The organism is Rathayibacter sp. AY1F2 (genome assembly GCF_002930885.1).
Lineage (GTDB): Bacteria > Actinomycetota > Actinomycetes > Actinomycetales > Microbacteriaceae > Rathayibacter.
Genome location: NZ_PSVG01000010.1, coordinates 69,265 through 83,238, shown reverse-complemented (window position 1 = coordinate 83,238; position 13,974 = coordinate 69,265). Strand labels below are relative to the sequence as shown.

The following is a 13,974-nucleotide window of genomic DNA, read 5'->3' as shown; positions in this document are numbered from 1 at the left end:
CGATCCTACGGCCGCTCAGGAGGCGGTGGGCTCCTCGCCCGGGCGGCGGATCGCGAGGAACTTCTCGAGCTCGGCGGCGATCGCGTCGGCGCTGGGCACGAAGCCGTCCTCGTCGGTGAGCGGCGAGCGGAGGCTCGTCCCCTCCATGTAGGTGTCGTGCCGCGCCTCGAGGGCCGAGACCAGCTTCTGCAGCTCGTCGTTGCCGCCGACCTGCTCGTCGACCTTGCCGAGGAACTCCCGCCCGCTCTCGCGCAGGCGGTCCGTCGGGAAGATGAGGCCGGTCGACGCCGAGATGCTCTCGAGCGCCGCGACCGCCGCCTGCGGGTACTCGGTGTCCGACAGGTAGTGGGGGATGAGCAGCGCGAAGCCGACCACGGTCAGACCGCGCTCGTAGAGGCGCAGCTCGAGCAGGTGGAGGACGTTCGAGGGCACCTGCGTGTGCGGCTTCCAGACCGACATCGCCTCGATCAGGTCCTCGCGGTTGCCGCTCACGGTGACGCCGACGGGCCGGGTGTGCGGCACGGGCATCGGGATCGCCTGGACCCACGTGGTCGAGGCGACGTCGAGCCGCTCGAGGAGGGAGACCACCGCGCGGGTGAACCGCTCCCACTGGAAGTCGGGCTCGAAGCCGGTGAGCAGGAGGAACGGCTGGCGCAGCTCGTCGTGCGCGAGCGAGAGCCGGAGCATCGCAGGACGGTAGTCGGTCAGGTGGTCCTGGTCGAACGTGATGATGGGGCGGCGGGCCCGGTAGTCGAGCAGCTGATCCTGGTCGAAGACCGCGACCCCGCGGTGCTCGAGGGTCTCGAAGAGGTACTCCCCCAGCTGCCCCACCGCTCCCCCGGCGTCGGCCGAGCCGGTCAGGCCCGCGACGAGGTGCAGCCCGCGCGGGATCTCGGAGAGGTCGCCCTCGATCTCGAACAGGTCTTCCGGATCCAGCATGCGTCCAGTCTAAACGGGGGTCCCGGCGCCCCGGCCGGGTCCGCTGAGCCCTCAGCGAACAGCGCCTAGCATTGCCGCCATGCCCCTCTCCTCTCTCGAGTACTCGACCGTTCCCGCCTCCGACATCGACACCGACGCCCTCGTCCTCGGCGTCGCCCCGGGACCCGACGGTCCCCGGCTCGTCGGCGCGGAGGGCTTCGAGGAGCTGGCCCCCGCGCTGAGCGCGCTCGGCGCGACCGGCGCGGCCGAGACGCTCGTGCGCGTGCCGTCCTCGGTCCGTGCCGGAGTGATCGTCCTCGTCGGCCTCGGCTCGGCGGAGCCCGACGACACCGCGCTGCGGAACGCCGCGGGCGCCGCCGTCCGCCTGCTCGCGGGGTCCGCCTCCGTGGCCCTCTCCCTCCCCGCCGGCTCCGACGGCACGCTCGCCGCGGTCGCCGAGGGCGCCGCGCTCGGCTCCTACTCCTTCACCGCCTTCCGCGGCAGCACCGCCGCCGCGGCGAAGGCGCCCGTCGAGCACGTCGTCCTGCTGGGCGGCGGCGAGTCGGCCGACCCCGCCGTCCTGGACCGGGCGCTCGTGCTCGGCCGCGCGGTCGGCATGGTGAAGGACCTCGTCAACACTCCCCCGTCGCACCTCTACCCGCAGACGCTGGCCGAGGCCGTGCAGACCGGCGCAGAGGGACTGCCCCTCGAGGTCACCGTCTGGGACGAGGAGGCCCTCGCGGAGGAGGGGTTCGGCGGCATCCTCGGAGTCGGCAGCGGCTCCTCCCGCCCGCCCCGCCTCGTGAAGGTCGCCTACGCGCCCGAGGGCGCGAGCACCCACCTCGCCCTGGTCGGCAAGGGCATCACCTTCGACAGCGGCGGACTCTCGCTCAAGCCGCCGGCCTCGATGATCGGGATGAAGACCGACATGGCGGGCGCGGCGACCGTGTACGCCGTCGTGCGCGCCATCGCGGAGCTCGGCCTCCCGCTCCGCGCGACCGCCTGGCTCTGCATCGCCGAGAACCTCCCCTCCGGGACCGCGATCCGCCCGGACGACGTGCTCACCGTGCGCGGCGGGACCACGGTGGAGGTGCTGAACACCGACGCCGAGGGCCGACTGGTGCTTGCCGACGGCCTCGTCGCCGCCAGCGAGGAGCAGCCCGATGCGATCATCGACGTCGCGACGCTGACCGGCGCCTCCGTGGTCGCCCTCGGCAACCGGACCGTCGGCGCTCTGGGCGACGACGAGCTGGTCTCCCGCGTCCTCGACGCCGCCCGCGCGGCGGGAGAGCCCTTCTGGCAGATGCCCCTCCCCGCGGAGCTGCGACCGCTGCTGAACTCGGACATCGCCGACATCGCGAACGTCAAGCCGGGCAACACCGCCGGCGGCATGCTCCTCGCCGGCCACTTCCTCCGCGAGTTCGTCGGGAAGCGCGGCGAGGGCGAGGACGCGACCACGATCCCGTGGGCGCACCTCGACATCGCCGGCCCCTCGAGCAACGGAGGCGGCGGCTACGGCTTCACCGGAGCCGGCGCCACGGGGGTCTCGGTGCGCGCGCTGATCGCCCTGGCCGAGGGCTTCGCGAGCGCGTAGTAGGGTCGACGGGGCGGGAGATCCCGCCTCGTCCCCCCTCCCGATCCGCTCGGCGCTCAGCGCCGGAGCCGGTCGGCCGGGAAGCGGGACCGCACGTCGCGAGGGAGTCACTGGGTGTCGGAAGAGCGCTACGACCTGGTCGTGCTCGGAGGTGGCAGCGGCGGGTACGCGGCGGCCCTCCGGGCGACGCAGCTCGGGATGAGCGTCGCGCTCGTGGAGCGCGACAAGCTCGGCGGCACCTGCCTGCACCGGGGATGCGTGCCCACCAAGGCCCTGCTGCACGCCGCCGAGCTGGCGGACGGCGCCCGCGAGGGAGAGAAGTACGGCGTGCTCTCGAGCTTCACCGGGATCGACATGGCGGGCGTCACGCGCTACCGCGAGGGCGTCGTCGCCGGCAAGTACAAGGGGCTCCAGAGCCTCGTGTCCTCGCGCGGCATCACGGTCGTGACCGGCGACGGCCGCCTCACCGCGCCGGGCACCGTGACGGTCGGCGAGCACCTGCTCCACGGCGCGTCGGTCGTCGTCGCCACCGGGTCCGCCTCCCGCACCCTCCCCGGCATCGAGATCGGCGGCCGGATCCTGACGAGCGACCAGGCTCTCGAGCTCGACCACGTGCCCGCGAGCGTCGTCGTCCTCGGCGGCGGAGTGATCGGCGTCGAGTTCGCGAGCGTCTGGCGCTCGTTCGGCGCCGAGGTCACGATCGTCGAGGCCCTCCCCCACCTCGTTCCCAATGAGGACGAGAGCGTCAGCAAGCAGCTGGAGCGCGCCTTCCGCAAGCGGGGCATCGCCTTCCAGCTGGGATCCCGCGTCGCGTCGGTCTCGCAGAGCGAGGGCGGCGTCTCCGTGTCGCTCGAGAGCGGCGCCACGGTGGAGGGCGAGATCCTGCTGGTCGCCGTCGGCCGCGGCCCGGTGACCGCAGGCATCGGCCTCGAGGAGGCCGGGGTCCGCCTCGACCGCGGCTACGTGCTGACCGACGAGCGCCTGCAGACCTCCGTCCCCGGCGTGTACGCCGTGGGCGACATCGTGCCGGGGCTCCAGCTCGCGCACCGGAGCTTCCAGCAGGGGATCTTCGTCGCGGAGGAGATCGCCGGTCTGGGCCCGCAGGTCGTCTCGGACGTCAACGTCCCGAAGGTGACCTACAGCGACCCCGAAGTGGCCTCCGTCGGCCTCGGCGAGGCCCGCGCGATCGCCGAGTACGGCGCCGAGCGCGTCGCCGTGTACGACTACGGCCTCGGCGGCAACGCCCGGAGCACGATCATCGGGACCACCGGCTCCGTGAAGGTCGTGCGCCTGGTCGACGGCCCCGTCGTCGGCGTGCACATGGTCGGAGCCCGCGTCGGCGAGCTGATCGGCGAGGCTCAGCTCATCGTGAACTGGGAGGCGCACCCCGAGGACGTCGCGCCCCTCGTGCACGCGCACCCCACTCAGAACGAGGCGCTCGGCGAGGCGCACCTCGCTCTGGCAGGGAAGCCGCTGCACGCCCTGTAGAACCACTGCGGTGCGGCGATCCGCCGCTTCCGCATCAGTAAGCTGGACATCGAAACACAAGCGTCTTAAGGAGACAGGCTCATGAGCGAATCCGTCAGCCTCCCGGCACTCGGAGAGAGTGTCACGGAAGGAACGGTCACCCGCTGGCTGAAGAACGTCGGGGACCGCGTCGAGGTGGACGAGCCCCTGCTCGAGGTCTCGACCGACAAGGTCGACACCGAGATCCCGTCGCCCGTCGCGGGAGTGATCGAGGAGATCCTCGTCCAGGAGGACGAGACCGTCGAGGTCGGCGCCGAGCTGGTGCGCATCGGCGACGGCTCCGGAGCCGCGTCGGCGTCCGAGCCCGAGGCTCCCGCCGAGGAGGCCCCCGAGGTCCAGGCCGCCGAGACCGAGGCCACCGACGAGGCGACCCCGTCGGTCGACGCCGAGAGCGACGCCGAGGCCCCCGCCCCGGCCGAGCCCGAGCCGGCCCCGGCCGCGGCCTCGGGGGCGGCGGGCTTCTCGGCGGCCGCATCCGCAAGCAGGACGTCCTCGACGCGGTCGAGGCCGCCAAGTCGGCTCCGGCCGCCCCGGTCTCGGCGCCCGCCGCCGCCGCCGCCAAGGCCGCGCGCACCCCGCTCGAGACCTCCCCCCTCCGCGGCACCACGCAGCCGATGTCGCGCCTGCGCAAGGTCCTCGCGCAGCGCGCCGTCGAGTCGATGCAGACGAGCGCCCAGCTCACCTCGGTCATCGAGGTCGACGTCACGGCGGTCGCCCGCTTCCGCGACTCGGTCAAGAAGAGCTTCCAGGAGAAGACCGGCGCCAAGCTGTCCTTCCTCCCGTTCTTCGCCCTCGCGGCGGCCGAGGCGCTCAAGGCCTACCCGGTGATCAACTCGACCCTCGACGGCGAGTCGATCGTCTACCCGGACCACGAGAACATCAGCATCGCTGTCGACACCGAGCGCGGCCTGCTGACCCCGGTCCTCAAGAACGCGTCCGAGCTGAACCTCGCGCAGATCGCCTCCACCATCGGAGACCTGGCCGAGCGCACCCGCAACAACAAGCTGAAGCCCGACGAGCTCGCCGGCGGCACCTTCACGCTGACCAACACCGGTTCGCGCGGGGCCTTGTTCGACACTCCCGTCGTGTTCCTGCCGCAGACCGCGATCCTCGGCACCGGCATCGTCACCAAGAAGCCGGCCGTCGTGCAGGTGGACGGTGCTGACGCCATCGCGATCCGCTCGACCGTCTTCCTCGCGCTCTCGTACGACCACCGCACGGTCGACGGAGCCGACGCGGCGCGCTTCCTGGTCGCGATCAAGGAGCGCCTCGAGGAGGGCTCGTTCGAGAACGACCTCGGCATCTGAGACGCTCCCCCTGAGCGCGCCTCTCACGAGGCCGCTCCGGTGTAGACGTCGCGGATGAGCCAGCCGGCCTCCGTCCTGATGATCAGGACGGAGGCCGCTGTCGTCCCCGGGGCCGTCCGGAGGTGCACGACCGCCGATGCCCCGTTCACGTCGACGAGGACGGCCGACGCCTCCCCCGTCGCCGGGACAGCGGAGGCGGGGCCGTCCGCTGCGTCGCCGAGCGGCGAGTCCGCCGTGACCAGACCGCGGGCGCACCCCCGGTCCCCGCACGCGCGCACCGCGTCGATCAGCACCTCCGCCGCCTGCTCGGCGTCGAGTGAGGTCGCCGCGACCGGAGCCGGCGGTGCCGCGGTCGCCACCGCCGGCGGAGCCGACCGAGCCGGAACGGGCGCGGCTGCGGTCGACGCCTCCGCATCCTGCACCTGCCGATCGGGCCCGCCCGCGAGCGAACCGGCGAGCACCGCTCCCAGCACGATCGCCGTCCCGACCGAGAGCGGTCCCCGACGCCGGACGACGAACGCCCGGAGGCGGTCCTGCCAGCCGTCGAGCGGATGGACCCGCCGATGCCGGGCAGCCGGAGCAGGCACCGCCTCCCGACCCCGTGCACCCGCGCCGGACGTCGGCAGCGCCCGCACCGCCTCGCCTATCCCCTGCGGATCCGCGAGTCCGTAGAGGTTGCCCTCCAGCGCCAGCAGGTCGCGGTGCCGCGCGAGGGCGGCGACCGGCAGCTCCGGGCAGAGCATCCCGAGGCGCTCCAGGACCCGCTGCAGCGCGTCGCGCGCCGCACGCGGGGTGTCGACGGCGGGCGTCGTCAGCAGCAGCAGCGGCCGACCCTCCTCCGTCAGGCCGATGTCGTCCGTCGTCGGAGCCAGCCATGCTCCCTCGAGCGCGGCCGACCGGACCGCGCCCACCACGGGGGCGAGGAGGGTGACCGCGGCGCCGAGTGCGATTCCCCGCTCGACCCACAGGAACCTCTCGAGTGTGGCGACGACGGGAGGGGCGGTCGAGACGATGCGCCTCCTCGGAGACGACTCCACCCGGACGATGCGTTCGCGGTGGCGGTGCTCGGCGAGCCGAGCCACCGCCGACACCTGTAGCGCCTCGGCCTCCCGCGGCCGCATCGTCCGCTCGGCCGGCGGTGCGGCATTCGGCGCAGGCGTCCGCCGCCTCCCCGTCCGCACTCCGCCGATCCTCCGGCCCTGGGCCGTCCCGCTGCTCGTCATGAGGCGAGCCTGACCGCAGGTCGGGGCGGAGGACGCCCGTCGATCCCGATCGGTGGACGGATCGGCGCACGTGCCCTCTGTGGAGGAGTCGGATCCGCGTCCGGGGTCCGCCGCCGCGCTCCCGCTCGGTATCCTTGACGTCATGGCACGCAGCACGGAACCGTCGACGAGGGCGGTCAAGGAACCCGGACGTCTCAAGCAGATGTGGCAGGTGTTCCAGATGACCCGCCGCTACGACAGCAGCGCCGTCTGGATCATCCTCCTCGCGCTCCTGCTCCCGATCCTGCTCGGCGTGCTCCTCGGCATCCTGCTCGGCAACGGCAACGGCTTCGTGATCGCGCTGTGGATCATCGTGGGCGTGATGGCCGGCCTGGTCGCCGGACTCGCCGTGCTCTCGCGTCGCGCCGAGCGCGCCGCCTACGGGCAGATCGCCGGGCAGCCCGGCGCGGTCGGCGCCGTCCTGCGAAGCGGACTGCGCGGCACCTGGACCGGCGGGGAGATGCCCGTCGCCGTCAACGGTAAGACCCAGGACGCCGTCTACCGCGCCGTCGGCCGCGGAGGCGTCGTGCTGATCGCGGAGGGCCCCGCCTCCCGGACCAAGCGCATGCTCGAGGACGAGCGGCGCAAGGTGTCGCGGATCCTGCCGAACGTCCCCGTCACCTTCGTGCACGTCGGCTCCGACGCCGATGCGACTCCGCTGCACAAGGTGCCGAGCCGCCTCTCGAAGACGAAGAAGGTCCTCACCAAGGCCGAGGTCCTCGCGGTGAAGAACCGGCTCTCCTCGCTCAACACGTCGCTGCCCATCCCGAAGGGCGTCGACCCCTTCAAGGTGCGCCCTCAGCGATCGCGCTGACGCACGACGCGACAGGCCGGTCGGGATCTCTCCCGGCCGGCCTGTCGCGTCTGCGGCGCGAGTCAGTAGCGGACGAGAACCGTCCCGGCCACCTTGTCGTGGAAGCCGCGCTGGTCCGAGTCCCAGACGAGCGCCGGCACCAGCACGGCCAGCAGCACAGAGCGCACGATCGGACGCCACACGCCGACCCAGCCCCCGCCGAGACGGATGACGCGCATCCCGAGCAGGCGGTGCCCGATGCTGCCGCCGATGGTGGGGATGAAGACGACCTGCAGCAGGACGAACAGCAGCAGGCTCGCCCAGCGGTCGTAGTCGAAGAACGCGAGCGACAGCAGAGCGGCGACGGCGAAGTCGACGGCCAGGGCGGCGATGCGGCGGCCGGACCGTCCGACCGAGAGGCGGCCCTCTCGGGGGAGGCCGAGACGCTCCCCCGGGTACGAGCTCGGGGCGGCGTCGGCGAAGGTCCTGCGGTCGGCGGCTGGCATCCTCCGATCCTATCCGCGGCGTCTCGGAGCGGACCGAGGAGCGGGTGGTCCGGCAGACGACGTGGAGCCCGACCCCGGACCGGCCCCGTAACATGTCGGAAACAACAGGGACACGGTGGGGAAACCCGCCGTCACTACCCTGGAACGGCTGCGCTCTGCAGCACCCCGTCACGCCATTGGAGACCTTTGCATGTTTAAAGATTCTTCCGAGGTGCTCTCGTTCATCAAGGACACGGACGTCAAGTTCCTCGACATCCGGTTCACCGATCTCCCCGGTGTCCAGCAGCACTTCAACATCCCCGCCTCGACTGTCGATGAGGAGTTCTTCTCCGTCGGTCAGCTCTTCGACGGGTCCTCGATCCGCGGATTCGCGAACATCCACGAATCGGACATGCAGCTGATCCCTGACGTGACCACCGCCTACGTGGACCCGTTCCGCGTCGAGCGCACGCTGATCCTCGTCTTCGACATCTACAACCCGCGCAACGGCGAGATCTACTCCAAGGACCCGCGTCAGGTCGCGAAGAAGGCCGAGAAGTACCTCGCGTCGACCGGCATCGCCGACACCGCGTTCTTCGCTCCCGAGGCGGAGTTCTACATCTTCGACGACGTCCGCTACGAGATCACGCAGAACTCCGCGTTCCACTCCGTCGACTCGGTCGAGGGCGCCTGGAACTCGGGACGCGTCGAGGAGGGCGGCAACCTCGGCAACAAGACGCCCTACAAGGGCGGCTACTTCCCGGTGAGCCCCGTCGACAAGCAGGCCGACCTCCGCGACGACATCTGCCTCAAGCTGATCGACGCCGGCCTCATCCTCGAGCGCTCGCACCACGAGGTGGGCACCGGCGGCCAGGCCGAGATCAACTACCGCTTCGACACGATGGTCCACGCGGCGGACGACATCCTGAAGTTCAAGTACATCGTCAAGAACACGGCCGAGCAGTGGGGCAAGACCGCCACGTTCATGCCGAAGCCGCTCTTCGGCGACAACGGCTCGGGCATGCACACCCACCAGTCGCTGTGGAACGACGGCACGCCGCTCTTCTACGACGAGAACGGCTACGGCGGTCTCTCGGACCTGGCGCGCTGGTACATCGGCGGCCTGCTCAAGCACGCCCCCGCCGTCCTCGCGTTCACGAACCCGACGGTCAACTCGTACCACCGCCTGATCCCGGGCTTCGAGGCGCCGGTCAACCTGGTCTACTCGGCCGGCAACCGCTCCGCGTCCATCCGCATCCCGATCACGGGCACGAACCCGAAGGCCAAGCGCATCGAGTTCCGTGCGCCCGACGCCTCCGGCAACCCGTACCTCGCGTTCGCCGCCCAGCTGATGGCGGGCCTCGACGGCATCAAGAACCGCATCGAGCCGCACGAGCCGGTCGACAAGGACCTCTACGAGCTGCCTCCCGAGGAGGCGAAGCTCATCCCGCAGGTCCCCGCGACCCTGGGCGAGGCGCTCGACGCCCTCGAAGCCGACCACGACTTCCTCCTCCAGGGCGGCGTGTTCACTCAGGAGCTCATCGACACCTGGATCGAGTACAAGCGCGAGAAGGAGATCAAGCCCCTCGCGCAGCGTCCTCACCCGTTCGAGTTCGAGCTGTACTACGGGGTCTGATCCCGCAGCACTGCCGAAGGGCCGTTCCTCCTCGGAGGGGCGGCCCTTCGCCGTCCCCGGCGCGCGGGCGTCAGCGGTAGGAGGAAGCGTCTCCCGCGGCCGGCCCGTAGAACAGGCGCTCGAAGACCGCGCGGGAGCGGCGGGTCACGCCGAGGTAGTCGTCCTCGAGCGCCGTCGCGGACCCGGCCGGGTACTCCAGCAGGCGCGCGACGCCCTCGAGCTGCCGGCGGTCGGTCGGGAGGACGTCGCTGGTGCGGTTGCCCCAGAGCGTGGTGCCCGAGCGGACACGGGACGCGAGGATCCACGCGGCGCGCAGCCGATCCGCGTCCTGCGGGCCGATCATGCCCTCCTCCTCCGCGACCGCGAGGGCGGTTAGGGTCGAGGTCGTCCGGAGCGCCGGGGTCCGCCGCGCGTGCTGCAGCTGGAGGAGCTGCACCAGCCACTCGACGTCGCTCAGCGATCCGCGGCCGAGCTTGAGGTGACGGCGCGGGTCGGCGCCCTGCGGCAGACGCTCGCTCTCGACCCGTGCCTTGATCCGCTTCACCTCGCGGATGTCACGGTCGGAGACCGCTCCCGGGTAGCGGACCCCGTCGGCCAACTCCTCGAAGTCCTCGATGAGCGCCTGGTCCCCCGCTACTCCCCGCGCCCGGAGCAGCGCCTGCGCCTCCCACGTCAGCGACCAGCGGGCGTAGTAGGCGCGGTAGGAGTCGAGGGAGCGCACGAGCGGCCCGTTCTTGCCCTCGGGCCGCAGGTCGGCGTCGAGATCAAGTGGCAGGCGGGAGTCCTCCGTGAGCCGGACCAGCTCGGCGACGACGAACTGCGAGTAGAGCTGGGCCTGGTGCGGCTCGGCGGTGCCGGGTCGCTGGACGTACATCACGTCGGCGTCGGAGCCGAACCCCAGCTCCGCCCCTCCGTACCGGCCCATGCCGATGATCGCGAACTCCGCGTCGGCGCCGGGCCGGGTCGCACTGCCGCGCCGGATGGCGGCGAGCACGCCGCCCAGCAGTGCGCTGATGATGTCGGTGAGGCTGGTCGCGATCTCCTCGATCGAGCTGAGGCCGAGCACGCCACCCATGGCGGTCCGCAGCACCTCGCGCCGGCGCATCGAGCGGAGGACCGAGGCGACCGCGTCGGGCGTCTCGTGCCGGGCGAGCACGGCGCGCACCTCCTCGGCGAGCTGGGCGGCGCTGCGGGGGCGGAGGGCGTCGTCGTCCTCGAGCCAGGCCGCCGACTCCGGGATGCGGTCGAGCAGCTCGCCGACGAAGCGCGATCCGGAGAGCACCGTGGTGAGCCGCTTGGCGGCTCCGGACGAGTCGCGCAGCATCCGGAGGAACCAGGGCGTCCCGCCCAGTGCGTCGCTGAGGCGCCGGAACGCGAGCAGGCCGTAGTCGGGGTCCGGTCCGTCGGCGAACCACTGCAGCATCACCGGCACGAGGTGGCGCTGGATGCTCGCGCGGCGCGAAACGCCCGAGGTCATCGCGGCGATGTGACCGAGCGCCCCGCGGGCGTCTGCGAAGCCGATGGCGGCGAGGCGCGCCTCCGCCTGGCCGGTGGACAGCTCGGCACCGCCGTCGGAGAGCGCGGCGACCGCGGAGAGCAGCGGACGGTAGAACAGGCGCTCGTGCAGGCCCCGGACGCGGTGCTTGATCCCGTTCCAGACGCTCAGCAGCTCCTCCGCCGTGCGGGCGAGCCCGCTGGAGCGGGCGAGGGTCCGCAGCTCGTGCTCGTCCCGCGGCATCAGGTGCGTACGCCGAAGGCGCCGCAGCTGGAGGCGGTGCTCGAGCAGCCGGAGTGCCCGGTAGTCCTGCGCGAACTCCTCGGCGGCGGAGCGGCCGATGTACCCGCGGTCGGCGAGGGCGCCCAGGGCGAGGAGAGTCCCGGGCATGCGGATCTCGTCGTCGGTCTGCCCGTGGACGAGCTGGAGCAGCTGCACCGTGAACTCGATGTCGCGCAGGCCGCCGGGCCCGAGCTTGATCTGGTAGTGGACGTCGTTCTGCGGGATGTTCTCGGTGACCCGCTCCCGCATCCGCTGCACCGACTCGACGAAGTTCTCGCGGGAGGCGCTCGACCAGACCTTGGGCGCGACCGCGTCGACGTACGCCCGCCCCAGCTCCTGGTCGCCGGCGAGCGGACGCGCCTTGAGCAGCGCCTGGAACTCCCAGCTCTTCGCCCACCGGTCGTAGTAGGTGATGTGCGACTCGAGGGTGCGCACGAGCGCGCCCTGCTTGCCCTCCGGGCGCAGGTTCGGGTCGACCTCCCAGAGCTCCGGCTCCATCGCCAGCGCAGAGGTCCCGCGCATGAGGAGCACGGCGAGCCGGGTGGCGACGTCGATCGCACGGGCGTTCGTCAGCTCCTTCTCCGGGTCGCCCTCGGCGACGAAGATCACGTCGACGTCGCTGACGTAGTTGAGCTCGGACGCTCCCGCCTTGCCCATGCCGATGACGGCGAAGCGGGTGGCGGCGACCTCGTCCCGGCCGAAGCGGCCTGGGCCCGTGCCCTCGACCAGCTCGGTCCGCGCCACGGCGAGGGACGCCTCCAGCGCGGCTCCGGCGAGGTCGGCCAGCGCCCTCGTCACCCGGTCGATCGCCGCGACGGGGTCGGCTTGGCTCAGATCGTGGACGACGATCCTGGTGAGGAGGCGGCGGTACCGGACGCGCAGCGCCGTCCAGCCCGCCTCCTCCCGGAGCGACGAGAAGCCGTCGACGGCGCCGACCGACTCGAGCAGCTCGGCCTTCATCTCGGCGCGCCCGGGGAGCGTGCGCACCGGCTCGAGCACGCTGGCCAGCTCGTCGGGCCGGCGCTGGAGGAAGTCGGCGAGGCCGGAGGAGGCCCCCACCACCAGAAGCAGCCGGGTCAGTGCCTCGTCGTCGGCGAGGACCGCGTCCATGCGGTCGCGGTGCCGCCGCAGCAGGTCGATCAGAGCGAGCAGCGCCTCGTCCGGGTCCGCCACCCGGGCGAAGGAGGGCAGCACCGACTCGAGCTGCCGCCCGGCGAGCTCCTCCGCCTCGGCCAGCCGCGCCCCGGTCTCGCCGAGCGCGGCGAAGCCGAGGCGTGCGACATCGCGGAGGGAGCGTTCACGGGGCATGGCCGAGGCGTCAGAGCATCTCGAGATTGCTGCGCAGCTCGTACGGCGTGACCTGGGCGCGGTACTCGGCCCAGTCCTTCCGCTTGTTGAGCAGCACGAAGTTGAACACCTGCTCGCCCAGCGTCTCGGCCACGAGCTCGGACTCCTCCATCAGCGAGATGGCGCGGTCGAGGCTGGCGGGCAGAGCGCCGTAGCCGAGCGCCCGGCGCTCCGCGTCCGAGAGGGCCCACACGTTGTCCTCGGCCTCGGCCGGGAGCTCGTAGCCCTCCTCGATGCCCTTGAGCCCGGCCGCCAGGAGCAGCGAGTACGCCAGGTAGGGGTTCGCCGCGGAGTCCAGCGCCCGGTACTCGATGCGCGACGACTGCCCCTTGTTGGGCTTGTAGAGCGGAACGCGCACGAGGGCGGACCGGTTGTTGTGGCCCCACGAGACGTAGCTGGGCGCCTCGTCGCCGCCCCAGAGCCGCTTGTAGGAGTTGACGAACTGGTTCGTCACGGCGGTGATCTCGGGGGCGTGCTTGAGCAGGCCCGCGATGAACTGACGGCCGAGCTTCGAGAGCTGGTACTGGGCGCCCTGCTCGTAGAACACGTTCACGTCGCCCTCGAAGAGCGAGAGATGCGTGTGCATGCCCGAGCCGGGGTGCCCGGAGAGCGGCTTCGGCATGAACGTCGCGTAGACGCCCTGCTCGATCGCCACCTCCTTGATCACGGTGCGGAAGGTCATGATGTTGTCGGCCGTGGTGAGCGCGTCCGCGTAGCGGAGGTCGATCTCGTTCTGGCCGGGGCCCGCCTCGTGGTGGCTGAACTCGACCGAGATGCCCAGATCCTCCAGCATGCGCACGGAGCGGCGGCGGAAGTCGTGCGCCGTGCCTCCGGGGACGTTGTCGAAGTACCCGGCGGAGTCGACCGGTTCCGGACCCTCGGCGCCGAAGGACGACGATTTGAGGAGGTAGAACTCGATCTCGGGGTGCGTGTAGAAGGTGAACCCGCGCTCGGCCGCCTTCGCCAGCGTGCGCTTGAGCACGTTGCGCGGGTCGGCGACGGCGGGCTGGCCGTCCGGCGTGGTGATGTCGCAGAACATCCGCGCCGTCGGGTCGATCTCTCCGCGCCACGGGAGGATCTGGAAGGTCGACGGATCCGGATGCGCGAGGACGTCGGCCTCGAAGGAGCGGGTGAGGCCCTCGATGGCGGAGCCGTCGAAGCCGAGCCCCTCCGCGAACGCGCCCTCCACCTCGGCCGGCGCGATCGCGACCGACTTCAGCGTGCCGACGACGTCGGTGAACCAGAGGCGAACGAATTTGATCCCTCGCTCTTCAATGGTGCGAAGAACGAAGTCCCGTTGCTTGTCCATCCAGACCCCTCCTGTTTCG

Annotated in this window: 9 protein-coding genes and 1 pseudogene; 5 read left to right on the top strand and 5 right to left on the bottom strand. The window is 71.8% G+C overall.

All coding sequences use genetic code 11. The annotated features are described in order from the left end of the window. Positions 1–15: 15 nt before the first annotated feature. Positions 16–939, bottom strand: a complete 924-nt coding sequence (locus tag C5C54_RS09885; RefSeq protein WP_104261521.1) for a proteasome assembly chaperone family protein — start codon at positions 937–939, stop codon at positions 16–18. Positions 940–1,018: 79 nt separating this feature from the next. On the opposite strand from C5C54_RS09885, the gene C5C54_RS09880 reads away from it, so the two are divergent. The 3 genes and pseudogenes from C5C54_RS09880 to C5C54_RS09870 all read left to right on the top strand — a co-directional run bounded on the left by C5C54_RS09880 (position 1,019) and on the right by C5C54_RS09870 (position 5,346). Continuing rightward, positions 1,019–2,512 (top strand): leucyl aminopeptidase, encoded by a 1,494-nt coding sequence (locus C5C54_RS09880; protein WP_104288259.1) that lies wholly within the window; start codon positions 1,019–1,021, stop codon positions 2,510–2,512. 114 nt (positions 2,513–2,626) lie between these two features. Further along, the gene (gene lpdA / locus C5C54_RS09875) at positions 2,627–4,000 is read left to right on the top strand and encodes a dihydrolipoyl dehydrogenase (protein ID WP_104288258.1); all 1,374 of its coding nucleotides are present in this window, start codon (positions 2,627–2,629) and stop codon (positions 3,998–4,000) included. Between the two features lie 81 nt (positions 4,001–4,081). Further along, a pseudogene (locus C5C54_RS09870) lies at positions 4,082–5,346 on the top strand (2-oxo acid dehydrogenase subunit E2). A gap of 23 nt (positions 5,347–5,369) precedes the next feature. Here the strand turns inward: C5C54_RS09870 and C5C54_RS09865 are convergent. Continuing rightward, entirely contained in the window at positions 5,370–6,437 is a 1,068-nt protein-coding gene (locus C5C54_RS09865; protein ID WP_104288257.1) for a hypothetical protein, read from the bottom strand. A gap of 274 nt (positions 6,438–6,711) precedes the next feature. Between C5C54_RS09865 and C5C54_RS09860 the strand changes: the two genes are divergently transcribed. Further along, positions 6,712–7,422 carry a DUF4191 domain-containing protein gene (locus tag C5C54_RS09860; RefSeq protein ID WP_104288274.1) on the top strand — a complete coding sequence of 237 codons (711 nt, stop codon included), beginning with the start codon at positions 6,712–6,714 and terminating at the stop codon, positions 7,420–7,422. Positions 7,423–7,484: 62 nt separating this feature from the next. On the opposite strand, the gene C5C54_RS09855 is transcribed toward C5C54_RS09860, so the two are convergent. Continuing rightward, complete coding sequence (locus C5C54_RS09855; protein ID WP_104223667.1) at positions 7,485–7,907, bottom strand: RDD family protein; 423 nt, start codon at positions 7,905–7,907, stop codon at positions 7,485–7,487. A 190-nt stretch (positions 7,908–8,097) separates the two neighbouring features. Here C5C54_RS09855 and glnA point away from each other — a divergent pair, with 190 nt between their 5' ends. Then, entirely contained in the window at positions 8,098–9,522 is a 1,425-nt protein-coding gene (glnA, locus tag C5C54_RS09850; RefSeq protein WP_104223668.1) for a type I glutamate--ammonia ligase, read from the top strand. A 70-nt stretch (positions 9,523–9,592) separates the two neighbouring features. Here glnA and C5C54_RS09845 read toward each other — a convergent pair whose 3' ends face one another. Together C5C54_RS09845 and C5C54_RS09840 are read right to left on the bottom strand one after the other, a co-directional pair. Then, the gene (locus C5C54_RS09845; protein ID WP_104273170.1) at positions 9,593–12,607 is read right to left on the bottom strand and encodes a bifunctional [glutamine synthetase] adenylyltransferase/[glutamine synthetase]-adenylyl-L-tyrosine phosphorylase; all 3,015 of its coding nucleotides are present in this window, start codon (positions 12,605–12,607) and stop codon (positions 9,593–9,595) included. 10 nt (positions 12,608–12,617) lie between these two features. Then, on the bottom strand, positions 12,618–13,955 hold the full coding sequence (locus C5C54_RS09840) for a glutamine synthetase family protein (protein WP_068253236.1): 1,338 nt from the start codon (positions 13,953–13,955) through the stop codon (positions 12,618–12,620). Positions 13,956–13,974: the final 19 nt, after the last annotated feature.

Coding starts and splice junctions, on each gene's coding strand:
- glnA (WP_104223668.1), top strand. CDS start 8,098: ATGTTTAAAGATTCTTCCGAGGTGCTCTCGTTCATCAAGGACACGGAC.
- C5C54_RS09855 (WP_104223667.1), bottom strand. CDS start 7,907: ATGCCAGCCGCCGACCGCAGGACCTTCGCCGACGCCGCCCCGAGCTCG.
- C5C54_RS09845 (WP_104273170.1), bottom strand. CDS start 12,607: ATGCCCCGTGAACGCTCCCTCCGCGATGTCGCACGCCTCGGCTTCGCC.
- C5C54_RS09860 (WP_104288274.1), top strand. CDS start 6,712: ATGGCACGCAGCACGGAACCGTCGACGAGGGCGGTCAAGGAACCCGGA.
- C5C54_RS09840 (WP_068253236.1), bottom strand. CDS start 13,955: ATGGACAAGCAACGGGACTTCGTTCTTCGCACCATTGAAGAGCGAGGG.
- C5C54_RS09880 (WP_104288259.1), top strand. CDS start 1,019: ATGCCCCTCTCCTCTCTCGAGTACTCGACCGTTCCCGCCTCCGACATC.
- C5C54_RS09885 (WP_104261521.1), bottom strand. CDS start 939: ATGCTGGATCCGGAAGACCTGTTCGAGATCGAGGGCGACCTCTCCGAG.